This is a genomic window from Citrobacter sp. C1, from assembly GCF_014596895.2.
GTDB classification, from domain to species: domain Bacteria; phylum Pseudomonadota; class Gammaproteobacteria; order Enterobacterales; family Enterobacteriaceae; genus Citrobacter; species Citrobacter gillenii.
In genome coordinates this window covers 500,356-524,884 of the sequence record NZ_CP115035.1, presented here as the reverse complement: position 1 = coordinate 524,884, position 24,529 = coordinate 500,356, and the positions used below count along the sequence as shown (strand labels likewise).

Annotated in this window: 26 protein-coding genes and 2 tRNA genes; 7 read left to right on the top strand and 21 right to left on the bottom strand. The window is 52.3% G+C overall.

The genetic code is table 11. The annotated features are described in order from the left end of the window. Window positions 1-7: 7 nt before the first annotated feature. On the bottom strand, window positions 8-460 hold the full coding sequence (gene rimP / locus IB214_RS02620) for a ribosome maturation factor RimP (protein WP_135911333.1): 453 nt from the start codon (window positions 458-460) through the stop codon (window positions 8-10). A gap of 208 nt (window positions 461-668) precedes the next feature. Beyond that, window positions 669-745, bottom strand: a tRNA-Met gene (locus IB214_RS02615). A 345-nt stretch (window positions 746-1,090) separates the two neighbouring features. Here IB214_RS02615 and argG point away from each other — a divergent pair. After that, window positions 1,091-2,434: an argininosuccinate synthase gene (gene argG / locus IB214_RS02610; RefSeq protein ID WP_115257395.1), complete on the top strand. Its 1,344-nt coding sequence runs from the start codon at window positions 1,091-1,093 to the stop codon at window positions 2,432-2,434. 200 nt (window positions 2,435-2,634) lie between these two features. Here the strand turns inward: argG and IB214_RS02605 are convergent. From IB214_RS02605 to IB214_RS02595, 3 genes are all read right to left on the bottom strand, one after another. Continuing rightward, a tRNA-Leu gene (locus IB214_RS02605) sits at window positions 2,635-2,721 on the bottom strand. A 13-nt stretch (window positions 2,722-2,734) separates the two neighbouring features. Continuing rightward, window positions 2,735-3,067: a preprotein translocase subunit SecG gene (gene secG, locus IB214_RS02600; protein WP_003025000.1), complete on the bottom strand. Its 333-nt coding sequence runs from the start codon at window positions 3,065-3,067 to the stop codon at window positions 2,735-2,737. A 169-nt stretch (window positions 3,068-3,236) separates the two neighbouring features. Then, entirely contained in the window at window positions 3,237-4,130 is an 894-nt protein-coding gene (locus IB214_RS02595) for a LysR family transcriptional regulator (protein ID WP_117342732.1), read from the bottom strand. Window positions 4,131-4,281: 151 nt separating this feature from the next. On the opposite strand from IB214_RS02595, the gene iadA reads away from it, so the two are divergent. Continuing rightward, on the top strand, window positions 4,282-5,415 hold the full coding sequence (gene iadA, locus IB214_RS02590) for a beta-aspartyl-peptidase (protein ID WP_117342733.1): 1,134 nt from the start codon (window positions 4,282-4,284) through the stop codon (window positions 5,413-5,415). Window positions 5,416-5,425: 10 nt separating this feature from the next. After that, the gene (gene dcuC / locus IB214_RS02585; protein WP_115257391.1) at window positions 5,426-6,892 is read left to right on the top strand and encodes a C4-dicarboxylate transporter DcuC; all 1,467 of its coding nucleotides are present in this window, start codon (window positions 5,426-5,428) and stop codon (window positions 6,890-6,892) included. Window positions 6,893-6,935: 43 nt separating this feature from the next. On the opposite strand, the gene glmM is transcribed toward dcuC, so the two are convergent. The 4 genes from glmM to rlmE form a co-directional block, all read right to left on the bottom strand. Beyond that, the gene (gene glmM, locus IB214_RS02580) at window positions 6,936-8,273 is read right to left on the bottom strand and encodes a phosphoglucosamine mutase (RefSeq protein ID WP_115257390.1); all 1,338 of its coding nucleotides are present in this window, start codon (window positions 8,271-8,273) and stop codon (window positions 6,936-6,938) included. Then, complete coding sequence (gene folP / locus IB214_RS02575; protein WP_096755524.1) at window positions 8,266-9,114, bottom strand: dihydropteroate synthase; 849 nt, start codon at window positions 9,112-9,114, stop codon at window positions 8,266-8,268. The genes glmM and folP overlap by 8 nt, the downstream gene beginning before the upstream one ends. A gap of 284 nt (window positions 9,115-9,398) precedes the next feature. Then, on the bottom strand, window positions 9,399-11,330 hold the full coding sequence (gene ftsH, locus IB214_RS02570; RefSeq protein WP_115257388.1) for an ATP-dependent zinc metalloprotease FtsH: 1,932 nt from the start codon (window positions 11,328-11,330) through the stop codon (window positions 9,399-9,401). A gap of 99 nt (window positions 11,331-11,429) precedes the next feature. Next, on the bottom strand, window positions 11,430-12,059 hold the full coding sequence (rlmE, locus tag IB214_RS02565; RefSeq protein ID WP_004106110.1) for a 23S rRNA (uridine(2552)-2'-O)-methyltransferase RlmE: 630 nt from the start codon (window positions 12,057-12,059) through the stop codon (window positions 11,430-11,432). Between the two features lie 125 nt (window positions 12,060-12,184). On the opposite strand from rlmE, the gene yhbY reads away from it, so the two are divergent. Further along, on the top strand, window positions 12,185-12,478 hold the full coding sequence (gene yhbY, locus IB214_RS02560; RefSeq protein ID WP_096755522.1) for a ribosome assembly RNA-binding protein YhbY: 294 nt from the start codon (window positions 12,185-12,187) through the stop codon (window positions 12,476-12,478). 153 nt (window positions 12,479-12,631) lie between these two features. Here yhbY and greA read toward each other — a convergent pair whose 3' ends face one another. After that, entirely contained in the window at window positions 12,632-13,108 is a 477-nt protein-coding gene (gene greA / locus IB214_RS02555) for a transcription elongation factor GreA (protein WP_096755520.1), read from the bottom strand. Between the two features lie 247 nt (window positions 13,109-13,355). Here greA and dacB point away from each other — a divergent pair, with 247 nt between their 5' ends. Continuing rightward, complete coding sequence (gene dacB / locus IB214_RS02550; protein WP_115257386.1) at window positions 13,356-14,792, top strand: serine-type D-Ala-D-Ala carboxypeptidase; 1,437 nt, start codon at window positions 13,356-13,358, stop codon at window positions 14,790-14,792. 129 nt (window positions 14,793-14,921) lie between these two features. Here dacB and cgtA read toward each other — a convergent pair whose 3' ends face one another. From cgtA to rplU, 4 genes are all read right to left on the bottom strand, one after another. Further along, window positions 14,922-16,094, bottom strand: a complete 1,173-nt coding sequence (cgtA, locus tag IB214_RS02545) for an Obg family GTPase CgtA (protein ID WP_096755518.1) — start codon at window positions 16,092-16,094, stop codon at window positions 14,922-14,924. Between the two features lie 15 nt (window positions 16,095-16,109). Beyond that, a complete protein-coding gene (locus IB214_RS02540) occupies window positions 16,110-17,075 on the bottom strand; it encodes a DMT family transporter (protein ID WP_096755517.1) in 966 nt (321 codons plus the stop codon). A gap of 127 nt (window positions 17,076-17,202) precedes the next feature. Beyond that, complete coding sequence (gene rpmA / locus IB214_RS02535) at window positions 17,203-17,460, bottom strand: 50S ribosomal protein L27 (RefSeq protein ID WP_096755516.1); 258 nt, start codon at window positions 17,458-17,460, stop codon at window positions 17,203-17,205. Window positions 17,461-17,479: 19 nt separating this feature from the next. Beyond that, on the bottom strand, window positions 17,480-17,791 hold the full coding sequence (gene rplU / locus IB214_RS02530; protein ID WP_003025032.1) for a 50S ribosomal protein L21: 312 nt from the start codon (window positions 17,789-17,791) through the stop codon (window positions 17,480-17,482). A 258-nt stretch (window positions 17,792-18,049) separates the two neighbouring features. On the opposite strand from rplU, the gene ispB reads away from it, so the two are divergent. Next, window positions 18,050-19,021 (top strand): octaprenyl diphosphate synthase, encoded by a 972-nt coding sequence (gene ispB / locus IB214_RS02525; RefSeq protein WP_115257385.1) that lies wholly within the window; start codon window positions 18,050-18,052, stop codon window positions 19,019-19,021. Window positions 19,022-19,259: 238 nt separating this feature from the next. Next, window positions 19,260-19,544 (top strand): DNA-binding transcriptional regulator SfsB, encoded by a 285-nt coding sequence (gene sfsB / locus IB214_RS02520; protein ID WP_115257384.1) that lies wholly within the window; start codon window positions 19,260-19,262, stop codon window positions 19,542-19,544. Window positions 19,545-19,600: 56 nt separating this feature from the next. Here sfsB and murA read toward each other — a convergent pair whose 3' ends face one another. From murA to mlaF, 7 genes are all read right to left on the bottom strand, one after another. Beyond that, the gene (murA, locus tag IB214_RS02515) at window positions 19,601-20,860 is read right to left on the bottom strand and encodes a UDP-N-acetylglucosamine 1-carboxyvinyltransferase (RefSeq protein WP_096755510.1); all 1,260 of its coding nucleotides are present in this window, start codon (window positions 20,858-20,860) and stop codon (window positions 19,601-19,603) included. Window positions 20,861-20,913: 53 nt separating this feature from the next. Further along, window positions 20,914-21,168 (bottom strand): BolA family iron metabolism protein IbaG, encoded by a 255-nt coding sequence (ibaG, locus tag IB214_RS02510; protein ID WP_005121314.1) that lies wholly within the window; start codon window positions 21,166-21,168, stop codon window positions 20,914-20,916. Between the two features lie 171 nt (window positions 21,169-21,339). Then, on the bottom strand, window positions 21,340-21,633 hold the full coding sequence (gene mlaB, locus IB214_RS02505) for a lipid asymmetry maintenance protein MlaB (protein ID WP_096755509.1): 294 nt from the start codon (window positions 21,631-21,633) through the stop codon (window positions 21,340-21,342). After that, a complete protein-coding gene (gene mlaC / locus IB214_RS02500) occupies window positions 21,633-22,268 on the bottom strand; it encodes a phospholipid-binding protein MlaC (protein WP_115257382.1) in 636 nt (211 codons plus the stop codon). Before mlaC ends, mlaB begins: the two co-directional genes overlap by 1 nt. An 18-nt stretch (window positions 22,269-22,286) precedes the next feature. Next, on the bottom strand, window positions 22,287-22,844 hold the full coding sequence (mlaD, locus tag IB214_RS02495) for an outer membrane lipid asymmetry maintenance protein MlaD (protein WP_115259895.1): 558 nt from the start codon (window positions 22,842-22,844) through the stop codon (window positions 22,287-22,289). A gap of 4 nt (window positions 22,845-22,848) precedes the next feature. Next, window positions 22,849-23,631, bottom strand: coding sequence for a lipid asymmetry maintenance ABC transporter permease subunit MlaE (gene mlaE / locus IB214_RS02490; protein WP_045448070.1), 783 nt, complete (start codon window positions 23,629-23,631; stop codon window positions 22,849-22,851). Window positions 23,632-23,638: 7 nt separating this feature from the next. Continuing rightward, window positions 23,639-24,451 carry a phospholipid ABC transporter ATP-binding protein MlaF gene (mlaF, locus tag IB214_RS02485; RefSeq protein ID WP_115257381.1) on the bottom strand — a complete coding sequence of 271 codons (813 nt, stop codon included), beginning with the start codon at window positions 24,449-24,451 and terminating at the stop codon, window positions 23,639-23,641. Window positions 24,452-24,529: the final 78 nt, after the last annotated feature.

The following is a 24,529-nucleotide window of genomic DNA, read 5'->3' as shown; positions in this document are numbered from 1 at the left end:
CAGACTGTTAAAAGTGGGGAACCAGGTTCGCCTTCTGGATATTACTCAGCGCGAACACTTCATCTTTACCGTCGACTGTGACAGTGATCATCTCACCATCCACCGCTTTGATAACGCCCTGCCATTTACGGCGATTTTGTACCGCCATACGAAGAACCAGCGTGACTTCTTCACCCAGGAAACGCACGTAGTGTTCAGCCGTGAACATAGGACGGTCGAGACCCGGTGAGGAGACTTCCAGGTTATAAGCAACGGTGATCGGATCTTCAACGTCCATCACGGCGCTAACCTGGTGGCTCACATCAGCACAATCATCAACATTGATGCCATCTTCACTATCAATATAGATGCGCAGTGTGGATGTGCGACCACGAATAAATTCGATGCCGACCAGCTCGTAGCCCAAGGCTTCAACTGGTGCTTTAATCATCTCTGTTAATTTTTGCTCTAATGTGGACAAGCCCACCCCCAAGACATAAAAAAAGGGCCTAAAGCCCAGTTATTCTGTAATCAGATAACAAAAAACCCCGATAAATCGGGGCTTTAGATAACTGAACCCTATAACCGCACCTGCGGTTCGGAGAACCTTCCGAAAGAATTTTTTTTCAAATCCAGCTACGAAGGCCTAAGTCTTCACAGTATATTTGAAAAAGAACTCTAAGGGAAAGTGGTTGCGGGGGCCGGATTTGAACCGACGACCTTCGGGTTATGAGCCCGACGAGCTACCAGGCTGCTCCACCCCGCGCCTGAAACGTGGCAAATTTTACTCGCTTTGGGTAAAAAATGCAAATACTGCTGGGATTTGGTACCGAGGACGGGACGTAAAATCTGCGCACAGTATATTGATTTTCTATCCCTTATGTCAACCTTGTTACTACTATGCAAATGAATGAATGCCAGCCTGCGCAAATTTAGCAAAGTGCAACAAAGATAAATCTGCCTTCAACGCCGTTATTTAACGAAATTATCACTAAACTCTTCCTGTAACCGTTAAAAGGTGATTAAATGAAAACTCATTTATTTTGCATAAAAATGCACTTAACATAAAAAACCGACCTCTTCACCAGTCTATCAAGCAGGGTTTTATTTTATGACGACGATTCTCAAGCATCTCCCGGTAGGTCAACGTATTGGTATCGCTTTTTCTGGCGGCCTGGACACCAGTGCTGCACTGCTGTGGATGCGACAAAAAGGGGCTGTCCCATATGCATATACTGCGAATTTGGGACAACCGGATGAGGATGACTATGACGCCATCCCTCGCCGTGCAATGGAATATGGTGCTGAGAACGCTCGCCTGGTTGATTGCCGCAAGCAACTGGTTGCCGAAGGGATCGCAGCGATTCAATGTGGTGCATTCCATAATACCACCGGCGGACTGACCTATTTCAACACCACGCCACTAGGCCGCGCGGTGACCGGCACCATGTTGGTGGCCGCCATGAAAGATGACGGTGTGAATATCTGGGGTGACGGCAGTACCTATAAAGGCAACGATATTGAGCGTTTCTATCGTTACGGTCTGCTGACCAATGCCGAACTGCAGATTTACAAACCATGGCTGGACACTGACTTCATTGACGAACTCGGCGGTCGCCATGAGATGTCTGAATTTATGATCGCCTGCGGTTTCGACTACAAAATGTCTGTCGAAAAAGCGTATTCCACTGACTCCAACATGCTCGGCGCTACGCACGAAGCGAAAGATCTGGAATTCCTTAACTCCAGCCTGAAGATCGTTAACCCGATTATGGGCGTCAAGTTCTGGGATGAAAGCGTGAAGATCCCGGCGGAAGAAGTAACCGTACGTTTTGAGCAGGGACATCCAGTTGCGCTGAACGGCAAAACCTTTAGCGACGATGTTGAGATGATGATGGAAGCCAACCGCATTGGCGGCCGTCATGGTCTGGGCATGAGCGATCAAATTGAAAACCGTATTATCGAGGCCAAAAGCCGTGGTATTTACGAAGCCCCGGGGATGGCGCTGCTGCATATCGCTTACGAGCGTCTGCTGACCGGTATTCACAATGAAGATACCATTGAGCAGTATCACGCTCACGGCCGCCAACTGGGTCGTCTGCTGTACCAGGGTCGCTGGTTTGACTCCCAGGCGCTAATGCTGCGTGACGGTCTGCAACGTTGGGTTGCGAGCCAAATCACCGGCGAAGTTACGCTGGAGCTGCGTCGCGGTAACGACTATTCCATTATGAATACCGTCTCCGACAACCTGACCTACAAGCCAGAACGTCTGACCATGGAGAAAGGGGATTCCGTCTTCTCACCGGACGATCGTATCGGTCAGTTGACTATGCGTAACCTGGATATTACCGATACCCGTGAGAAGCTGTTCGGCTACGCCCAGTCAGGCCTGCTGACCGCCTCTTCCGCCACCGGTCTGCCGCAGGTAGAGAATCTGGAAAACAAAGCGAAGTAATCGCCAACAGAAATGACAAAAGCCGCGCAAGCGGCTTTTTTATGCGCGGAATTTAAGGCGTGTAGCCGCCATCCGACAATTTGCAGGACATGCCTGATGGCGCTATCGCTTATCAGGCCTACGTGCTACTACGCACACCTACGGATCACAACATACAGACGAAAAAAAAGACGCTTTTCAGCGTCTTTCTTTCGGAATATTGGTACTGAGGATGGGACTCGAACCCACAAGCCCGTTAGGGCACTACCACCTCAAGGTAGCGTGTCTACCAATTCCACCACCTCAGCACAGATACTACTATTAGCGCGGGATATCGCTGGTCGGCTGAGCCGGAGCAGCTGGCTGAGTTTGCTCGGTTTTCGCCGGTGCACTCAGATTTTCCCACTCACTTCCTTTATTGGTCTTATTGCTGTTCATGTTACCCAGCACCAGACTGATAATGAAGAACAAGGTTCCCAATACAGCTGTCATTCGGGTCATGAAGTTACCAGAACCACTTGAACCAAACAGTGTACCAGAAGCGCCTGCGCCAAAAGAGGCTCCCATATCAGCGCCTTTGCCTTGCTGCAGCATGATCAAGCCTACCAGGCCAATTGCTACAATAAGGAAAACTACTAAAAGAGCTTCGTGCATAATCAACCTGTTCCTTGCGGAGTTGCCGCGTACCAATGCTTCGACCATTAAAGCGGGAATGTTTAACTGTTTCCCACTGAAGCGGGTGTGAATACTAACCAATGCGAATAACCTTCGCAAGGGCAATTTAAGTGTATTGTATCAACTGAAGAAAAAATCGCCACATCAATCAAAAACGCAGCAATTTATCCCAGCATCGCTGCATCACGGGTCTCTGATCGTCAAGGTTTGCCCAAACAACGACCGGGATTTCACCTATCAGATCTGAATTATCTGGCCAACAGTGGATAATTTCATTATTCACTAATTCTTCAGCCACCATCGACTCGGGCAACCATGCCATTCCCATATGGCGAAGCACCATTTCCCGGATTGTTTCGCTTAACCCACTCTCAAAGACCTTTTTCAGTCGTGGGTGAACCTGTTGCTCTAGCGGATCGATAATGCGTCTGACAAAGGTATAGTCGCTGTAGCAAAGCCAGGGAATCGGAGCATCTGGAGAATCAAGCTTGTCCGCCAGTTGGGCTGAAATCACCGGGATGAACCGCTCATATCGCCACAATGAGCGTTTTAGCCCCCCGACAATCTCCAGCCCCGGCTGCGAAGACGGCAAATCGTAGGTTACCAGAAAATCAATTTTCCGGTTTATCAGCGCGTTAAAGTGATTATCAATTCCCTGGATGCTGGCGTTTACCGTAAAACTTAATTGCGGTTCACTTTGGCGCAGGTAATTGATCATGTCAGGCAGGATATTCACCGACAGCGTGTGAAGACTGACCATCACCAGCGTATTTTCCGTTGCCGGCATCATGGCGGCCAGTTCATGACGCGCCTCCGTCAGCGTACTGAGGACATGCCGGGCATAGGGTTCAAACCGTTCACCATAACGGGTTAACGTAACGGGTGTCGTGGTACGATCAAATAGCGGGACGCCTAACGTCTCTTCCAGCGCTTTAATACGCCGACTTAGTGCAGGCTGAGTAATATGCCGCTGTATGGCGGCCTGGGAGTAATTCCCATGCTGACTTAAAGCCAGGAAATCATCTAACCACTTACTATCCACGTCGCATTCTCCACCATTCCATATCCGTATCCTCCGATAACAAATCGGAAATAGTCACAGTTATAGTAATGGCTTTAGTGTGGACCGCATAACAACAATATTCTGTTTCACCTGCCGAGTCTCCCTCCCCTTGACGTTTGACAGGACTAATATGTTTACTTTACTGACTAATGCCCGTGTCTTTTCCCCGGAGGATTTAGGCCTCTGCTCTCTGCTCATATATGCCGATCGTATTGTGGCGGTAGGCAACGATATTTCACGTTTCGATGGCGTCAACGAGGTCATCGATTGCCGGGGTAAATGGGTAATTCCGGGGATTATCGACCAGCATGTCCATCTGACCGGCGGCGGTGGTGAAGCAGGATTTGCCAGCCGAACGCCTGCCGTAAAACTGCGCGATCTGCTTCAAGCTGGCATTACGACGGTCGTCGGCGTGCTGGGCACCGATGCCATTTCTCGCTCGCCCAAAGATCTGTACGCCAAAATGCAGTCACTGAATCTGGAGGGCGTGCGCGCGTTTATGCACACTGGGGCTTACGCGGTACCCAGCCCGACAATTACGCAATCCATTCGCGATGACATAACCTTTATCCCGGCCATTCTCGGCGTTAAAATCGCCCTCGCCGATCATCGGGGTTCATATCCCTCTTTCCAGGAGCTGTTGAGAATCGTCAGCGATATCCGCGTGGCCTCACTGCTGGCGGGGAAAAAAGGGCTGCTGCATGTGCACCTGGGCAACCTGCCGGAAGGCATGTCGCAACTTATCGCGCTTTGCGATGCTGGTATTCCGATCCACCATATTTCACCGACTCACGTGGCCAGAACCGAAGCCCTGTTCAACCAGGCGATCGCTTTCGCCCATCGCGGCGGCCATATTGACGTGACGTCTGGCGGTAGCCGTTTTATGCCCCAGGAACAGGCCATTCTCCACGCGCTGGAGGCTCAGGTTCCAGCCGATCGCATCACCATCAGCTCAGATGGCAATGGCAGCGTGCCGCGCTTTAATGCTCAGGGTATGGTTGAAGGACTCACGGCCGCGCCGGTAGGCGGTAACCTTGCACTGCTCCCTCGCCTGATTGATGCGGGCATTCCGATCGCACAGGCCGTGGCCATGATGACGGCAAACGTTGCATGCTCGCTGGGAATTTCCGGCGGCAAGCTTTGTGCCGGAGAACGCGCCGATATTTGCGTCCTCAATGATGACCTGTCGCTGGCGCATCTGTTCGCCGCGGGTAGGCTGTTACTGCGCGATGGAGAGTGTTTGGTCAACGGCAACTTTGAGTGAGGATGAAAGAATGTCTTTATTGCTGGCGCTAGTCGCCATTGTCTTTGCCGGACGGCTGATCCTGAAAAAGTACCATCCCCAGTCCGTGCTGCTGCTCACCGGGATTGTATTACTACTCATCGCCCATTTTAGCGGAATGACCACGCTCAGTAGCCTGGTGAAGAAAAGCACCGGGTTTGGCCCCTTTGATGCGTTTGAGTTTATCCGCGATACCCTGAGCGTGCGCCTGGGTGGCCTTGGTCTGCAAATTATGCTGATTGGCGGCTTTGCCACCTATATGTCAGCCATTGGTGCCAGTCAGGTGCTAGTTCGGGTGACTTCGCGTCCATTACAGCGTCTGAACTCGCCATATCTCCTACTGGGGCTGGCGTTGCTGCTGGGGCAATTTTTGTCGCTGTTTATCAGTAGCGCTACGGGGTTGGGTTTGTTGTTGATGGCAACGCTTTATCCGCTGCTCACCCGCCTTGGCTGCAGCCGTGCCGCCGTCGCCGCCGTTATCGCCAGTACCTGTGCGGTTGAATTCGGCCCCGGTTCCGGTAACTCGGTTCTTGCCGCCAAAACAGCGGGTATCGAGGTGGTGAACTATTTTGTTCACGATCAGCTTCCCATCGTCGTGCCGGTCATTCTTTTCATCGCCCTGCTCCATATTGTCGTCCAACGCTTTTTCGATCGCCGAGAAAGCGGCGGCGATGTAACCCAGCAGATGCAAACGTTGACCGCCACAGAAGAAACCCACGCCCCGATCGCCTGGCTGTTTCTGCCGATGCTACCGTTGGTATTGATGCTGCTGTGCAGTGATTTACTGTTTAGCTCGCTCAAAATCACGCTGGATACCGCCGTTCTGATTAGCCTGGCCATTACGCTGATTTGCGAGTATTGGCGTCATCGCAAGGCACGTGAAGTGATGGCTGGCGTGCAAAAAGTTTTCGACAGCATGGGCAGCGTGTTTGCCACCGTCGTAACGTTGATTATCGCGGGTGAAGTTTTTTCAGCCGGGCTAAAAGCCATTGGTGCAGTCGACGCGCTGCTTTCACTCTCCGGCGAATTTGGTCTCAGTGCCGCCTCGATAATCCTGCTGATGACGCTGATCACCTTTGCGATTTCTGCGTTGATGGGGTCGGGGAATGCCGCGTTCTTCTCCTTCGCCCCCATGGTGCCGGATATCAGCCGCCATATCGGCAGCGACATCGCCGTGATGATGCTACCTATTCAGATTTCGGCGGGTATTGGCCGGACGTTATCGCCGATCGCTGGCGTGATCATTGCCATTGCCGGGATCGCAGGCGTATCGCCAGTGGATATTGTTAAACGTACCGCAATTCCAATGCTGGGAGGGTGGTTGTTGATGATTGCCCTGACATTTGCCCGTTCAGGGCATTTGCTGGCGGTCCTGCCGTGGCTGGCTGCTCTTGTGCTGATGATGGCCGGGGGCTACTTCTGGCAGCATCGACGCAAACAAGCACTTTCAGTAGGATAAAAAAAAGCCGGAGTCTCGGACTCCGGCTCTCAAACTTCAGGACTTATACGGCTTTCACCGCATCTGCAATACGGTGCGCGAACTCAGTAACCTGCGCTTCATCTTCGCCTTCAACCATCACACGGATTAACGGCTCAGTGCCTGATTTACGCAGCAGAACACGACCTCGGTTACCCAACGCCGCTTCAACGTCCGCCATCACCGCTTTCACGGTTTCATGTTCCAGCGGATCGCCGCTACCGGCGGTAAAGCGAACGTTAACCAGCAGTTGTGGGAACATTTTCATACCGCTGCACAGGTCGTGCAAACTCATATGGTTACGTACCATTGCTGCCAGCACCTGCAGACCCGCCACAATACCGTCACCGGTGGTGGTTTTATCCAGCAGGATCACATGCCCTGAGTTTTCAGCCCCGATGCGCCAGCCTTTTTCCTGCATTTTTTCCAGCACGTAGCGGTCACCCACTTTCGCCCGAGCAAAGGGAATACCCAGCTGCTTCAGCGCCAGCTCGAGACCCATGTTGCTCATCAGCGTACCGACAGCACCACCACGCAGTTGCCCCTGACGTAACGCTTCACGGGCAATGATATACATGATCTGATCGCCATCGACCTTATTACCTTCGTGGTCCACCATGATCACGCGGTCGCCATCACCATCCAGCGCAATACCCAGATCGGCTTTTTCTGCAATCACGCGCGCCTGCAGCGCACGAACGTCGGTCGCACCCACTTCTTCATTGATGTTGACGCCATCCGGCTCACAGCCAATCGCAATGACATTTGCGCCCAGTTCACGGAGTACATTTGGCGCAATGTGATACGTCGCGCCGTTCGCACAATCCACCACGATTTTTAGCTCGTTCAGGCTCAGCTCGTTCGGGAACGTACCTTTGCAAAATTCGATATAGCGGCCCGCAGCATCGACAATACGGCTGGCTTTCCCCAGTTCAGCAGAGTCCACACAGGTGAGCGGCTTTTCCATCTCGGCTTCGATAGCTTCTTCAACGGAGTCAGGCAATTTGGTCCCGTCGATGGAGAAGAACTTAATTCCGTTATCATAAAACGGGTTGTGCGAGGCAGAGATGACAATCCCTGCTTCGGCGCGGAAAGCGCGCGTCAGATACGCAACCGCGGGGGTTGGCATTGGCCCGGTGAATGAAGCAGACAGGCCCGCTGCGGCCAAACCAGCCTCCAGCGCTGACTCCAGCATATAGCCAGAAATACGCGTATCTTTACCGATAATAATTTTACGTGAACCATGACGTGCCAGCACTTTTCCTGCCGCCCAGCCCAGTTTAAGCACAAAATCAGGCGTAATTGGGGTATCGCCAACGCGACCGCGGATACCGTCAGTGCCAAAATATTTACGATTACTCATAGCGTTTTTTTTCCTTTGCAGACAATGTGGCTTCCACCACACGCATCGCTTCTACGGTTTCTTTGACGTCATGGACACGAATAATCTGCGCGCCCTGCATGGCAGCAATCACCGCACATGCCAGGCTTCCGCTCAAACGTTCAGATGGCCCCACGTTCAGTAACTGACCAATCATTGATTTTCGTGACATCCCGACCAGCAGCGGCAGATTAAAATGATGAAACTCTGCCAGGCGTGCCAGTAATGTGTAGTTGTGGGTAAGATTTTTACCGAAACCGAATCCCGGGTCGAGCAACAATTTATCTTTTGCGATCCCAGCCCTTTCACAACGTGCTATTTGCTCAACAAAGTAGCGATTTACCTCAGCAAAAACATCTTCGTACTTTGGCGCTTCCTGCATGGTCTTCGGCTGCCCCTGCATATGCATCAGACACACGGGTAATCCAGTTTCCGCCGCAGCTTCCAGTGCACCTGGTTCTGTCAGGGAGCGAATATCATTAATGATATGCGCACCGACTCGGGCACATTCACGAATCACCTCCGGTTTTGAGGTATCCACCGAGATCCACACCTCAAAGCGTTGGGCAATGGCCTCAACGACCGGGATCACCCGTTCCAGTTCTTCTTCTACGCTGACGTCTGCCGCCCCCGGCCGCGTGGATTCGCCACCCACATCAATGATAGTCGCCCCGGCGTTAATCATCAGATTGGCGTGTTTCACCGCCTCAACCAAGGTGTTGTGCGCGCCGCCATCGGAAAAAGAGTCCGGCGTGACGTTTAAAATCCCCATGACGTGGGGATGGCTGAGATCCAGCGAAGAACCCTGAGCAAAGAGTTTCATAGTGTTATCCCTGGTATATACCCATCGTCTTTCAAGCTGCATCTGCGTTAGCTTTATTCGGCCTTCGGCCTCACCCCTTCGGGGCCAGCGCAAGCGCTGTTCAAACCGGCATAGCCGGTTTGTCCTCGCTCACCCCAGTCACGTACTGATGTACGCTCCTGGGGATTCCCTGCGTCGCCGCCTTGATGCAACTCGAAATTCATTGGGTATAAGTTGATAAATAAAAAAACCCCGGAGCAAGCCCCAGGGTTTTCAATTAAAGCACGGTCATCAGCAACGATAACTTATTTGTCACCTAACTGCTCTGACATGTTACCCGGATTCGGCGAGGTCGGTTCATCAACCGGACGCGGCGCACTTGGGGTGCCATTATTGCCAGAGTTGTTAGACGTACCTGACTCTTCCCAACCTGCTGGCGGACGCACATCGCGGCGAGCCATCAGATCGTCAATCTGCGGTGCATCGATGGTCTCATATTTCATGAGCGCATCTTTCATCGAGTGCAGAATGTCCAGGTTATCGTTCAGAAGACGACGAGCACGCTCGTAGTTACGTTCAATCAGCAATTTAACTTCCTGATCGATAATGCGCGCGGTTTCATCGGACATATGTTTTGCTTTAGCAACAGAACGACCGAGGAACACTTCGCCTTCTTCTTCCGCGTACAGCAACGGACCCAGCTTTTCAGAGAAGCCCCACTGCGTCACCATATTACGTGCCAGGTTAGTCGCGACTTTAATGTCGTTCGACGCGCCGGTAGAAACATGTTCAGCACCGTAGATAATCTCTTCAGCCAAACGACCGCCGTACAGCGTAGAGATCTGACTTTCCAGTTTCTGACGGCTAGCGCTGATTGCATCGCCTTCCGGCAGGAAGAAGGTCACACCCAACGCACGACCGCGTGGAATAATCGTTACTTTGTGCACCGGATCGTGTTCCGGTACCAGGCGACCGATAATCGCGTGGCCTGCTTCGTGGTACGCGGTAGATTCTTTCTGCGCTTCCGTCATCACCATGGAGCGACGTTCCGCACCCATCATGATTTTGTCTTTCGCTTTCTCGAACTCAACCATCGATACAACGCGCTTGTTACCACGGGCAGCGAACAACGCTGCTTCGTTCACCAGGTTCGCCAGGTCTGCACCGGAGAAACCAGGCGTACCGCGGGCAATAATTGCCGCATCGATGTCCGGAGACAGCGGTACGCGACGCATATGCACTTTCAGAATCTGCTCACGACCACGAACATCCGGCAGACCTACAACCACCTGACGGTCAAAGCGACCTGGACGCAACAGCGCAGGGTCAAGAACGTCCGGACGGTTAGTTGCCGCGATAACGATGATACCTTCGTTACCTTCGAAGCCATCCATCTCAACCAGCATCTGGTTCAGCGTCTGCTCACGTTCATCGTGACCACCGCCCAGACCCGCGCCACGTTGGCGGCCGACGGCGTCGATTTCATCGATAAAGATGATGCACGGTGCTGCTTTCTTGGCCTGTTCGAACATGTCACGCACACGAGATGCGCCGACACCCACAAACATTTCCACGAAGTCAGAACCAGAAATTGTGAAGAATGGAACCTTCGCTTCACCCGCGATGGCTTTTGCCAACAGGGTTTTACCGGTACCCGGAGGGCCGACCATCAGGACGCCTTTCGGGATCTTACCGCCCAGCTTCTGGAAACGGCTCGGTTCGCGCAGGTACTCAACCAGCTCAGCCACCTCTTCTTTCGCTTCGTCACAACCTGCAACGTCGGCAAAAGTGGTTTTGATCTGATCTTCCGTCAGCATGCGCGCTTTACTCTTACCGAACGACATGGCGCCTTTGCCACCCCCGCCCTGCATTTGACGCATGAAGAAGATCCAGACACCAATCAGCAGCAGCATTGGGAACCAGGAAATGAAGATAGAAGCCAGCAGGCTCGGCTCTTCAGGCGGCTCGCCAACAACCTTGACGTTTTTGGTCAGCAGGTTATCAAGCAGCTTCGGATCGTTAACCGGGATGTAGGTCGTGTAACGGTTACTGTCTTTCTTGGTAACGTTAATCTCACGTCCGTTGATACGCGCTTCACGAACCTGGTCCTGATTGACCTCTTGCAGGAAGGTAGAGTAATCCACCTTACGGCCATTAGACTCGCTGGGCCCAAAGCTCTGGAATACTGACATCAGCACAACGGCAATGACCAGCCAGAGTATTAGGTTTTTCGCCATGTCACTCAAGGGATTAACCTCTTATTACAACTGTGTTAAAAACAGCGTCAGGATACTCTATATCCAGCGTCTTTCAAACTTTCGTTTAAAATCTGCCGGTTATGGTTTACGCCCGGTCGCTACAATGTACACTTCACGCGAACGAGCGCGGGAAGAGTCCGGCTTACGAACTTTGACCTTCGTAAACAGGGAGCGAATCTCTCTTAGATACTCATCGAAGCCTTCGCCCTGGAACACCTTAACTACAAAACTACCACCTGGCGCTAATACATCACGAGCCATTCCAAGCGCCAGCTCTACCAAATACATGGCCCGGGGAATGTCCACCGCCGGTGTTCCACACATATTTGGTGCCATATCGGACATGACAACTTGTACTTTACTGTCACCTACGCGCTCAAGTAACGCTTTCAGGACTAATTCATCACGAAAGTCGCCCTGAAGGAAGTCCACACCAACGATTGGATCCATAGGTAAAAGATCGCAAGCGATAATGCGGCCGCTGTTTCCGATCTGCGTAACCGCGTATTGCGACCAGCCACCGGGTGCAGCGCCGAGGTCAACTATCGTCATCCCCGGTTTAAAAATTTTGTCACTTTGCTGTATTTCATCAAGTTTAAACCAGGCACGGGAACGTAACCCCTTTTTCTGTGCCTGCTGAACATATTTATCGCTAAAGTGTTCCTGAAGCCAGCGGCTTGAGCTGGCAGAACGCTTTTTACCTGTCATTTTACTTTCCCATCGGGCAGTTCATCGTAACCAATGGTGTAAATTTCTACACTGCTATTTGGTGATATATGGGAGATGGCGGTAGAATGACCCGTTTTCAATCCCAACCTAAGCAAAAATATACGATGAATCTGAGTACTAAACAAAAACAGCACCTGAAAGGTCTGGCACATCCGCTCAAGCCTGTAGTCATGCTTGGCAATAATGGTTTGACCGAAGGGGTACTGGCCGAGATTGAACAAGCGCTAGAGCACCATGAACTTATCAAGGTGAAAATCGCCTCGGAAGATCGCGATAACAAAACCTTGATCGTGGAAGCTATCGTACGCGAAACCGGCGCCTGTAACGTACAGGTCATCGGCAAAACGCTGGTACTGTATCGCCCGACTAAAGAACGTAAAATCTCGCTGCCACGCTAAGAATATCCCAAAGTTGAACACGTAGTTTGTGTAAAACGCGGGAATTTCCGCTAGCAGGAGAGCAAAATGCCACGCTCTCTTCGTTGATAAAAGGCCGCTATGCGGCCTTTTTCCTTTCTTTACAATGTATCAACATCTTAACCAAGATGCGAATTACAGGTATTCTACTTTCACCACTTCATATTCCACTTCACCGCCCGGCGTTTTGATAACCACCACGTCATCCTGCTCTTTGCCAATCAGGCCACGAGCAATAGGCGAGTTAACTGAAATTAGGTTCTGTTTAAAATCGGCTTCGTCATCACCTACGATGCGCCAGGTCTGTTCTTCATCGTTATCAAGATTCAGAACGGTCACCGTTGCACCGAAAACGACACGGCCATTGTTCGGCATTTTAGTGACGTCGATAACCTGCGCGTTAGACAGCTTAGCTTCGATATCTTTAATGCGTCCTTCGCAGAATCCCTGCTGTTCACGGGCCGCGTGGTACTCCGCGTTCTCTTTCAAGTCACCGTGCTCACGCGCATCGGCGATCGCGGCAATGATTTCAGGGCGGCGCACAGATTTCAGAAAATCCAGCTCTTCACGCAGTTTTTCAGCACCACGTAAGGTCATCGGGATAGCTTGCATTTGTTATACCTCTTGAACATTCCTGTAGGGGGCGGTTGTCCTCACCCCGGCTGCTAAGCCCACCCTGGCAAACGCGATGCCAGAGTCAGAAGCAAAAAAATACCGACCCGGGCCCGAGGACCCAGGTCAGCTACAATTCTCTATTTGATGATCATTTTACCCTGGAGTTCCCTATGGGTCATCGTTTACTTTTTGGGGCGTTGCGCCGTAGTATGACGGCCTGTTTCCAGGTTGTTAGCGCGAGATTATGCGATTTCCCAGATTTACCATCGGATTGACTGCCAGTATTGCGGCGTTCAGCGTTCAGGCTGCGAATGTTGACGAGTATATCAACCAGCTCCCTGCCGGGGCCAACCTCGCCCTTATGGTACAGAAGGTTGGGGCTCCGACGCCTGCTATTGATTACCATAGCCAACAAATGGCCCTACCCGCCAGCACCCAAAAAGTCATCACCGCCCTGGCGGCCTTGATCCAGCTTGGGCCGGACTTCCGTTTTACTACTACGCTAGAAACCAAAGGTCGCGTGGAAGGCGGGGTATTGAAAGGTGACTTGGTGGCGCGATTTGGTGCCGATCCGACGCTAAAACGTCAGGATATTCGCAATATGGTAGCAACCCTGAAAAAATCAGGCGTGACGCAAATTGCCGGAAATGTCCTCATCGACACGTCCATTTTCGCCAGTCATGATAAAGCACCTGGCTGGCCCTGGAACGACATGACGCAGTGTTTTAGCGCACCGCCTGCGGCAGCGATTGTTGATCGTAACTGCTTCTCGGTGTCGCTTTACAGTGCGCAAAAACCCAACGATCTCGCCTTTATTCGCGTGGCATCATACTACCCGGTAACCATGTTCAGCCAGGTTCGCACCCTCGCACGTGGTTCTGCAGAAGCGCAATATTGTGAACTGGATGTCGTTCCTGGCGATTTAAACCGCTTCACGCTAACCGGTTGTCTGCCCCAGCGCACCGACCCACTGCCGCTGGCGTTTGCCATTCAGGACGGCGCCAGCTATGCCGGGGCAATTATTAAAGATGAGCTGAAACAAGCGGGTATCACCTACAGCGGTACGCTGCTGCGCCAGACGCAGGTCAACGAGCCGGGTACCGTTGTCGCCAGCAAGCAGTCAGCGCCTTTACATGACCTGCTTAAGATTATGCTGAAAAAGTCGGACAACATGATTGCTGACACCGTTTTTCGTATGATCGGCCACGCGCGATTTAATGTCCCTGGCACCTGGCGCGCAGGTTCCGATGCCGTACGCCAGATCCTGCGCCAGCAGGCGGGTGTCGATATTGGTAACACGATCATTGCCGACGGATCCGGCCTCTCTCGCCACAACCTGATTGCGCCCGCCACCATGATGCAGGTGCTGCAGTACATCGCACAGCATGACAACGAGCTGAACTTTATTACGATGCTGCCGCTGGCAGGCCATGACGGCTCTCTGCAATACCGTGCGGGTCTGCATCAGGCTGGCGTGGATGGCAAAGTCTCCGCGAAGACCGGCTCGTTACAGGGGGTGTATAACCTTGCAGGATTCATTACCACGGCAAGCGGGCAACGCATGGCGTTTGTACAGTATCTGTCTGGCTATGCTGTAGAACCCGCTGACCAGCGTAACCGCCGTATCCCGCTGGTACGCTTTGAAAGCCGGTTGTACAAAGATATTTATCAGAACAACTGACGGTGATGCTGTCGGATAGCGCTTGCGCGTATCCGACCTACAGCGCACATAACAAAACGGGCCGCATTTGCGGCCCGTTGATATTGTTGGCCGGATAAGACGCAATCGCGTCGCCATCCGGCACCAGGATTAACGCTTGTAGATGAACTCAACGCCTTCTTCGTCGTCTTCGTCCCAATCTTCATCCCAGTCATCTTCCGCTTCGTCTTCGACTTCAGCGAGCTGCTGACGGTGATAATCGTCCCACATGAACTCCACTTTCTCTGGCTGCTTCGCTTCTTCAGCCTGAACAATTGGGTTCTCAATGATAAACGTCATCACATCCCAGCAAAGATCCTTCACGCCCAACTGACTGGCAGCAGAGATCAGGTAATATTTACCTTCCCAGCCCAGCGCTTCAGCGATCGCTTTCGCTTTCTCTTCCGCTTCGTCTTTGTCCATCAAATCAATTTTGTTGAACACTAACCAACGCGGCTTGGAGGCCAGATCCTGACTGTATTTCTCCAGTTCGCCAATAATAATACGGGCGTTTTCTACCGGATCTGAACCGTCAATCGGATCGATATCGATGAGGTGCAGCAGGACGCGGCAACGCTCCAGGTGCTTCAGGAATCGGATCCCCAGACCCGCGCCTTCCGCAGCGCCTTCAATCAGACCCGGGATGTCAGCAACCACAAAGCTCTTTTCGTTGTCCATACGCACAACGCCCAGACTCGGCACCAGCGTGGTGAACGGATAATCCGCCACTTTCGGTTTCGCTGCAGAGACCGCACGGATAAACGTTGATTTACCGGCGTTTGGCATACCCAGCATACCGACATCCGCTAACAGCATCAGCTCCAGCATCAGATCGCGTTTATCGCCCGGCGTACCCATTGTTTTCTGACGTGGAGTACGGTTGACCGAGGATTTGAAACGGGTGTTACCCAGACCGTGCCAGCCGCCTTTAGCGACCATCAGACGCTGACCGTGCTTGGTCATGTCGCCCATGGTTTCGCCAGTGCCCTGATCGATCACACGCGTACCGACAGGCACTTTAATCGTAACGTCTTTACCACGCTTACCGGTGCAATCACGGCTCGCGCCATTCTGACCACGTTCCGCACGGAACGATTTTTCGAAGCGGTAATCGATCAGCGTGTTCAGGTTTTCGTCGGCTTCCAGCCAGACGTCACCACCATCACCACCATCACCGCCGTCCGGACCGCCTCTCGGGATGTACTTTTCGCGGCGGAAGCTGACGCAACCATTACCGCCATCACCTGCAACGACCAGAATCGATGCTTCATCAACAAACTTCATTTTACTCTCCGTAAATCATTCGCCTGAGCGGGGTTGCGAAACCACCGTTTCATGCTTACGTAAACCGCCCCAAATACGATGACCAATGGCGGAATACATCGCGCCCGCAACCACGATAAACGCACCGAGATAACCTAAAAGGTTTAGCATCGGTCTGGCGAAGAAATCGGGCCAGGCCAGTGATAATAAATCTGAAAATAATAACGTAAACAGCGGTGTGAGCGTAATAATGGCGCTCACCTGAGCCGCCTGCCAGCGCGCCATTGCTTCCGCAAGTGCGCCGTATCCTACCAGCGTATTCAGGCCGCAGAATATCAGGCAAGCCAGCTGCCAGTCGCTGAGCTGCGTTATCACACCGGGTTTAGCCAGCGGCAACAACGCGAGCGTACATAAAGTGTACAGTAAAAACAGAATCTGCTGTGATGCCAGGCGACGCAATAACACCTTTTGCGCAACCCCATAGCTCACCCAGACCGTCGCCGCACCCACACCAAAGATCACACCCCAAGTGTAATCAGTGAGTTTGGTAAAAATCTCGATCAGACTGGTATTAAAAAACATCACCAGTCCACTCAGCAGCATTATGGCGCCAATAATCTGCGTACCGCGCATCTTTTCCTTCAGGATAAAGACGCTGGCGACCATCATGCCAACCGGTGACAATTGTCCGATAACCTGCGAAGTCGTTGGGCTCAAATATTGCAAAGATGAACTAAACAGAATGAAGTTACCAAACAGCCCACCGGTGGCGATTGCCAACAGTACCAACCAACGCGCTTTGCGAAAAATACGCAATGGCGGGAGCTTTTTTTTAACCGCAAGAATCGCCCCAAGGCCAATACTTGCCATTAAAAAACGGTAGAACACTACCGTAGGAGGCTCCATCACCTCCAGCACTTGCTTCATCGCTATTGGTAAAGCGCCCCAACAGACTGCCGTCGTCAGCGCTAAAAGAATACCAATACCTGCCTGCTGCTTCATGCCGTATTCCCTGCAAGAGCTCGTTTCCGGGTTGTCACGGCGAGACGAGCATATTTACCGGCCATCGAATGTAAAAAGCCCCGCAACACGTTGCGGGGCTTTCATCCGTTACCGGGACGCGAAAAACTTATTCAGCAACAATGCTGATGAAACGACGGTTTTTCGGGCCTTTCACTTCGAATTTCACTTTACCGTCTGCTTTAGCAAACAGAGTGTGGTCTTTGCCGCAGCCTACGTTAGAGCCAGCGTGGAACTGAGTACCACGTTGACGAACGATGATGCTACCTGCCAGAACTGTTTCGCCGCCAAAGCGTTTTACGCCCAGACGTTTAGCTTCTGAATCGCGACCGTTACGAGTCGAGCCGCCAGCCTTTTTATGTGCCATTTAATCTGCTCCTCTTAACTTAAGCGCTGATGCCAGTGATTTTCACATCAGTGAACCACTGACGATGGCCCTGCTGCTTACGGTAGTGTTTACGACGACGAAACTTAACAATTTTAACTTTCTCGCCACGACCGTGAGCAACAACTTCAGCTTTGATAACGCCGCCATCAACGAAAGGAACGCCGATTTTGACTTCTTCACCGTTTGCGATCATCAGAACTTCTGCGAATTCAACAGATTCGCCAGTTGCGATGTCCAGCTTTTCCAGGCGAACGGTCTGACCTTCGCTTACTCGGTGTTGTTTACCACCACTTTGGAAAACCGCGTACATAAAAAACTCCGCTTCCGCGCACACCTTTTTGATGATTCAGAGTGCGCTATAAATATTCACAATAGGGCGCGAATATTACGCAAAACGCGAGCCTTTGACAAGTGCTACCGTCAATACATGCAGAAAAAAAACACAACGTGTATGGTAACGTTTATCTGTGGCGTTTTTTCAGTACAATCAGCATATATTTCTAACCCTAAACCCGTAGTTACCTTGCCATACAGTGAGGTAATCGGGGCGAGAAGCCCGGCTTTTGCGATGAATTTAGAAAAAATCAATGAGTTAACCGCGCAAGATATGGCGGGTGTCAATGCGACAATCCTTGAACAGCTCAATTCCGACGTCCAGCTGATCAATCAGTTGGGGTACTACATCATCAGCGGCGGCGGAAAACGCATTCGCCCAATGATCGCCGTACTTGCTGCTCGCGCCGTTGGCTATCAGGAAAACGCCCACGTTACGATCGCGGCCCTAATCGAGTTTATCCACACCGCAACCCTGCTTCATGACGATGTGGTGGATGAATCCGACATGCGCCGTGGGAAAGCAACGGCAAACGCAGCGTTTGGTAATGCAGCCAGCGTACTGGTCGGCGATTTTATCTATACCCGCGCCTTTCAGATGATGACCAGCCTTGGCTCACTGAAAGTGCTGGAAGTGATGTCTAAGGCAGTGAACGTCATTGCTGAGGGTGAAGTTCTGCAATTGATGAACGTCAACGACCCTGACATTACCGAAGAAAACTACATGCGCGTCATCTACAGCAAGACAGCGCGCCTGTTTGAAGCGGCAGCACAGTGCTCTGGTATTCTTGCCGGCTGCAGCGAAGAACAAGAGAAAGGCTTGCAGGATTATGGCCGCTATCTTGGCACAGCTTTCCAGTTAATCGACGACTTACTCGATTACAGCGCAGACGGCGAGCAACTGGGTAAAAACGTGGGCGACGATCTCAACGAAGGGAAACCGACGCTGCCGCTGCTGCATGCGATGCGCCACGGTACCCCAGAACAGGCGCAAATGATTCGTCAGGCTATCGAGCAAGGAAACGGGCGTCATCTTCTGGAGCCGGTTCTGGAGGCCATGAACGCCTGCGGCTCGCTGGAATGGACCCGCCAGCGTGCAGAAGAAGAGGCCGACAAGGCCATCGCCGCGCTTCAGGTACTCCCTGAAACGCAATGGAAAGAAGCCCTGATTGGCCTGGCACATATCGCCGTACAGCGCGACCGTTAATCCTTTCCTCACCTTTCTTCGTATAACATCATCCCGTGCACTGCACGGGATTTTTTTTACATTCCAGTAAATTCCAATAAACACAACAATTTTACATAACACTAGAAAAAATCTTGATTTATTCTGAATATACAAACCCTTTACACGAACATTTTAGAACATTCGTTCTCCGCGAGTATAGTGTCACTACTGGCTAATTGTTAAACCATAAGTGGTGAACCAAAGGAGAAAGGGACGTATGGAAAGCAAACTCATTGACTGGCATCCAGCTGATATCATCGCAGGACTGCGCAAGAAAGGGACCTCAATGGCCGCAGAGTCGCGGAGAAATGGGTTGAGTTCATCAACGCTGGCAAATGCGTTAACTCGTCCATGGCCAAAAGGAGAAGTCATTATCGCGAAAGCGCTAGGCACGGAACCCTGGGTAATTTGGCCGTCACGATATCACGACGCAAAGACGCATGAATTCATCGACAGAACACGGATGATGAGAGTGCGTAAAGAGAAAATGCCCCTCGAGTGAAGTGCTGAACAGTGACCCCTGAGCAAAAACCAAGGGGTCACTAGACACGTTGGCTATTACTCGCCTTTCACGCGCTCGATATTTGCGCCCAGCGCACGCAGCTTATCTTCGATGCGCTCATAGCCACGATCGATGTGATAAATGCGATCAACTACAGTGGTGCCTTCTGCAATACAGCCTGCCAGTACCAGGCTTGCTGACGCACGCAGATCCGTTGCCATCACCTGCGCGCCGGAGAGCGTTTCAACGCCGTGACAAATCACGGTATTGCTTTCAATCTCTGCGTGAGCGCCCATACGGCTAAGTTCAGGCACGTGCATGAAGCGGTTTTCAAACACGGTCTCCGTGATGAAACCGGTGCCTTCTGCCACCAGATTCAGCAGCGTGAACTGTGCCTGCATGTCAGTCGGGAACGCCGGATGCGGAGCAGTGCGCACATTGACCGCTTTCGGACGCTTGCCGTGCATGTCGAGGCTAATCCAGTCGGCCCCGACTTCAATATCCGCACCTGCATCACGCAGTTTCGCCAGAACGGCATCCAGCGTGTCCGGTTGTGCGTTATGGCAGATGATTTTGCCGCGAGAAATCGCCGCTGCCACCAGGAACGTCCCGGTTTCAATACGGTCTGGCAGAACGCGATACACGCCGCCACCGAGACGCTCAACGCCCTCGATGGTGATACGATCGGTGCCCTGACCGGTGATCTTCGCACCCAGTGCAATCAGGAAGTTCGCGGTATCAACGATTTCCGGCTCGCGCGCGGCGTTCTCGATGATGGTCGTACCTTCGGCAAGCGTAGCCGCACACATGATAGTGACCGTCGCGCCGACGCTCACTTTATCCATCACGATGTGCGCGCCTTTCAGACGGCCATCAACGGACGCCTTCACATAGCCTTCTTCCAGCTTGATGGTCGCCCCTAACTGCTCCAGACCGGTAATGTGCAGGTCAACCGGACGCGCGCCAATCGTGCAGCCGCCCGGCAGTGATACTTGGCCCTGACCAAAGCGAGCCACCAGCGGACCCAGCGCCCAGATGGACGCGCGCATGGTTTTTACCAGGTCGTATGGCGCGCAGAAGACGTTAACGTCACGAGCATCAATGTGCACGGAACCGTTACGTTCAACCTTTGCGCCCAGCTGACTCAGCAGCTTCATCGAGGTGTCAACGTCCTTCAGTTTCGGGACGTTTTGGATTTCGACAGGTTCTTCTGCCAGCAATGCCGCAAACAGGATTGGCAGTGCGGCGTTTTTAGCGCCTGAAATTGTGACTTCGCCCTGGAGCTTAGTCGGCCCCTGTACACGAAACTTATCCATTATTCTGTTCTCTGTTAAGAATTCATATTCGCTACCGGCGCATCACCCGTAGCTCAAAAACCGTTAAGTTTGCGATCGCGTGCCCATTCCGCTGGGGTAAATGCTTTGATCGACACGGCATGAATGCGGTTGTCCGCAATGTACTCCATCAATGGGCCATAGACCGATTGCTGCTTCTTGACCCGGCTCATGCCGTCAAACATCTCACCCACGGCAATAACCTGAAAGTGACTGCCATCGCCAGAGACGTGGACTTCCTGGAGGGAGAGTGCGTTCATCAGCACGCTCTGAATTTCATTATTTTCCATGGGCTCTTCATTCGTCAGATAGTGAAAACAGCCCAACATCTTAGAGCAAAGTTGCGCTGTCATAAATAAGCAAAAAGCCTCGCCGATAAATCAGACAAGGCTTTGGTGGCTGCTACCCCCTCAGGGGGTTTGCCGGATGGCGGCACAAGACCTTATCCGGCCTACAAAAAATTAACGCGGAAGGACATCGTCAGGCAGATTGTAAAGCTTTGCCAGCGTATAAACCTTATCGTTCACACCGCTGAGTACAACACGGTTCCCCTGCCTCTTGCCCTGGTCAATAAGATGGACCAACAGTGCCAGCCCACCGGTATCAACCCGGGAAACCTGGCTCAGATCGATGCAGGTAACCCCTTTCATCGCTTCAACACGCGCATCCCATAATGGGTTTAACACGTCCTGATCCAGTTCCCCCACCAGCAACAACTTGTCACCTTCACGCGCCCAGGCGAGTGACTGCGTCATTATTTTTTCTCTTCCAGCGTGATTTTCTGCTGAGAAATAGATTTCAGCTGCGCCGTCAGGCCATCAATACCTTTGGTCCGCAGCAGGTCACTCCACTCATTTTGTTTGGTGGTGATCATGCTGACGCCTTCGGCGATCATGTCATACGCCTGCCAGTGACCGGTCTGGGAGTTTTTACGCCACTGGAAATCCAGACGTACCGGAGGACGGCCATTCGGATCGATAATGGTGACACGGATCGGCACGATGGTCGCGTCACCCAGCGGTTGTTCCGGGGCAATCTGATAAGTCTGGCCATGGTACATCGCCAGCGCCTGGCCGTAGGCCTGTTTCAGGTACTCACGAAACGCAGCAAAATACGCGTCACGTTGTGCAGGCGTCGCTTCTTTGTAATAACGACCCAGCACCAGCGCGCCGGCATATTTCACCTGCACGTACGGCAACAGCTCCTGATCGACGATATCACGCAGGTAATCCGGGTTAGAACGGATTTTCGGCTGTTCGTTCTTCAGACGGTCGAAGGTTTTCTGCGCCGCCTCATCCATCTGTTTGTAAGGGTTGGCTTGATCCGCTGCCGTTGCTGCGCTAAGTGGAGCAATGACCAGCATAGCCACCATCATCAATCGTTTAAACATATGTCGATTCTCCTGAGATTATTTCGTCGCGCCCGCAGGCGTGGTGGCTTCATTATTACCCTGAGCCGCAGTCGGCGCATCGCCAGAATTCTTATTGTCATCGCCTTTACTGTTACTGTTGTAAAGGAACTGACCAATCATATCTTCCAGCACCATCGCCGATTTGGTGTCCTGGATCGTATCACCATCCTTGAGAATAGCGGTTCCCAGTTCAGGATCCTCAAAACCGACGTTCAATGCCAGATATTGCTCACCCAGCAGACCGGAAGTGCGGATACTCAGCGAACTGGTATCTGGAATCTGGTTAAAGCGCGATTCAATCTCCAGCGTCACACGCGGCAGGTACGATTTCGGATCCAACGAAATGTCCGACACGCGTCCAACAACTACCCCGCCAATCCGCACCGGAGAGCGTTCTCTCAAGCCGCCAATGTTATCAAAGGTCGCATAAATCGTGTAGGTCGGCTCAGTACGCATAGAGGTGACGTTAGCTGCTTTCAGGCAGACGAACAGCGCCGCCAGCAGCGCAACCAACAGGAATAACCCGACCCAAATTTCATTTTTTTTCGTTTGCATGAACTCAATTCCCAAACATCAGTGCGGTCAGCACAAAATCCAGCCCCAGAACGGCAAGAGAGGCGTGCACAACGGTACGTGTCGTTGCCCGGCTAATCCCGGCAGAGGTCGGGATTGCATCATAACCATTGAACAATGCAATCCATGTGACCGTAATGGCGAACACCACGCTCTTAATTAAACAGTTGACCAGGTCCAGGCGCCAGTCGACGGCATTTTGCATCGCAGACCAGAAAAAGCCTGCATCAATACCTTTCCAGCTTACGCCGACCAGTGAACCGCCCCAGATACCTACCGCGACAAAAATAATCGTCAGCAGCGGCAGTGAAATCACCCCCGCCCAAAAGCGTGGGGATATCACCCGACGCAGGGGATCAACCGCCATCATTTCCATACTGGAAAGCTGCTCGGTTGCCCGCATCAGACCAATTTCTGCGGTTAAGGCCGACCCGGCTCGCCCGGCGAACAGCAGCGCCGCCACAACCGGTCCCAGTTCACGCAGCAGCGAAAGCGCCACCAGCATACCAAGACTGGTTTCCGCACTGTAGGTGGTCAGAACCAGGTATCCCTGCAGCCCCAACACCATACCGATGAACACGCCAGAAACGATAATAATCAGCATCGATAAGACGCCGACATTATAGAGCTGACGGATCAGAAGCGGCGCATGTTTGCGAAACTCCGGCTTGCCGACTACCGCATTGAACAACATTAATCCGGCACGCCCGAACGTTCTGAGGGTTTTAATCCCTCGATGTCCGAGTGAGGCCAGCGCATTTAACAACATGGATGGCTTAACTCCCTGTTTTAAGTAAATCGGAGTGGTAATCACCCGCCGGGTAGCGGAACGGAACCGGCCCATCAGCAATGCCATCGAGGAACTGACGTACACGCGGATCGGCATTTTCTTGCAGTGCCTGAGCACTACCGTAGGCCACAATTTTTTTATCCGCCATTATATAGGCGTAATCCGCAATACTCAGAACCTCCGGCACATCATGAGACACCACCACACAGGTGACGCCCAGCGTGCTGTTCAGTTCAGAGATCAGCTTCACCAGCACGCCCATGGTGATGGGGTCCTGACCGACAAACGGCTCATCAAACATGATCAGGTCTGGCTCCAGCGCAATGGCACGTGCAAGTGCGGCACGTCGCGCCATCCCACCAGATAATTCAGAAGGCATTAATTTTGCTGCACCGCGCAGGCCAACGGCCTCAAGCTTCATCATCACCGTGCTTTTCAGCAACGGCGCGGGTAGCGTCGTATGCTCACGTAGCGGATAAGCGACGTTGTCGAACACGTTCATATCGGTAAACAGCGCACCCGATTGAAACAGCATACTCATACGTTTACGCACGGTGTATAACCGCGAACGAGACATGGCCGGGACGTTCTCGCCATCAAACAGGATCTCACCCTTATCCGGGGGAATTTGTCCGCCAATCAGACGCAACAGCGTCGTTTTGCCGATGCCTGATGGCCCCATGATCGCCGTTATCTTGCCGCGCGGCACCGTCAGGGAAATATTATCAAAAATGCAGCGGTCGCCTCGGGAAAAGCTGACATCGTGCATATCGACTAGATTCGCCACAGACTGACCCATTGATTCATCCTTTACTATTGCCTCGTTGATCGAAGAGTTTGGCGCTCAATTTAGCCATGAACCCAACATATTTACAGA

Excerpts from the sequence above, each read along its gene's own strand:
- argG (WP_115257395.1), top strand. The coding sequence starts at position 1,091 with ATGACGACGATTCTCAAGCATCTCCCGGTAGGTCAACGTATTGGTATC.
- secG (WP_003025000.1), bottom strand. The coding sequence starts at position 3,067 with ATGCACGAAGCTCTTTTAGTAGTTTTCCTTATTGTAGCAATTGGCCTG.
- iadA (WP_117342733.1), top strand. The coding sequence starts at position 4,282 with ATGTTTACTTTACTGACTAATGCCCGTGTCTTTTCCCCGGAGGATTTA.
- dcuC (WP_115257391.1), top strand. The coding sequence starts at position 5,426 with ATGTCTTTATTGCTGGCGCTAGTCGCCATTGTCTTTGCCGGACGGCTG.
- glmM (WP_115257390.1), bottom strand. The coding sequence starts at position 8,273 with ATGAGTAATCGTAAATATTTTGGCACTGACGGTATCCGCGGTCGCGTT.
- folP (WP_096755524.1), bottom strand. The coding sequence starts at position 9,114 with ATGAAACTCTTTGCTCAGGGTTCTTCGCTGGATCTCAGCCATCCCCAC.
- ftsH (WP_115257388.1), bottom strand. The coding sequence starts at position 11,330 with ATGGCGAAAAACCTAATACTCTGGCTGGTCATTGCCGTTGTGCTGATG.
- rlmE (WP_004106110.1), bottom strand. The coding sequence starts at position 12,059 with ATGACAGGTAAAAAGCGTTCTGCCAGCTCAAGCCGCTGGCTTCAGGAA.
- yhbY (WP_096755522.1), top strand. The coding sequence starts at position 12,185 with ATGAATCTGAGTACTAAACAAAAACAGCACCTGAAAGGTCTGGCACAT.
- greA (WP_096755520.1), bottom strand. The coding sequence starts at position 13,108 with ATGCAAGCTATCCCGATGACCTTACGTGGTGCTGAAAAACTGCGTGAA.
- dacB (WP_115257386.1), top strand. The coding sequence starts at position 13,356 with ATGCGATTTCCCAGATTTACCATCGGATTGACTGCCAGTATTGCGGCG.
- cgtA (WP_096755518.1), bottom strand. The coding sequence starts at position 16,094 with ATGAAGTTTGTTGATGAAGCATCGATTCTGGTCGTTGCAGGTGATGGC.
- IB214_RS02540 (WP_096755517.1), bottom strand. The coding sequence starts at position 17,075 with ATGAAGCAGCAGGCAGGTATTGGTATTCTTTTAGCGCTGACGACGGCA.
- rpmA (WP_096755516.1), bottom strand. The coding sequence starts at position 17,460 with ATGGCACATAAAAAGGCTGGCGGCTCGACTCGTAACGGTCGCGATTCA.
- rplU (WP_003025032.1), bottom strand. The coding sequence starts at position 17,791 with ATGTACGCGGTTTTCCAAAGTGGTGGTAAACAACACCGAGTAAGCGAA.
- ispB (WP_115257385.1), top strand. The coding sequence starts at position 18,050 with ATGAATTTAGAAAAAATCAATGAGTTAACCGCGCAAGATATGGCGGGT.
- sfsB (WP_115257384.1), top strand. The coding sequence starts at position 19,260 with ATGGAAAGCAAACTCATTGACTGGCATCCAGCTGATATCATCGCAGGA.
- murA (WP_096755510.1), bottom strand. The coding sequence starts at position 20,860 with ATGGATAAGTTTCGTGTACAGGGGCCGACTAAGCTCCAGGGCGAAGTC.
- ibaG (WP_005121314.1), bottom strand. The coding sequence starts at position 21,168 with ATGGAAAATAATGAAATTCAGAGCGTGCTGATGAACGCACTCTCCCTC.
- mlaB (WP_096755509.1), bottom strand. The coding sequence starts at position 21,633 with ATGACGCAGTCACTCGCCTGGGCGCGTGAAGGTGACAAGTTGTTGCTG.
- mlaC (WP_115257382.1), bottom strand. The coding sequence starts at position 22,268 with ATGTTTAAACGATTGATGATGGTGGCTATGCTGGTCATTGCTCCACTT.
- mlaD (WP_115259895.1), bottom strand. The coding sequence starts at position 22,844 with ATGCAAACGAAAAAAAATGAAATTTGGGTCGGGTTATTCCTGTTGGTT.
- mlaE (WP_045448070.1), bottom strand. The coding sequence starts at position 23,631 with ATGTTGTTAAATGCGCTGGCCTCACTCGGACATCGAGGGATTAAAACC.
- mlaF (WP_115257381.1), bottom strand. The coding sequence starts at position 24,451 with ATGGGTCAGTCTGTGGCGAATCTAGTCGATATGCACGATGTCAGCTTT.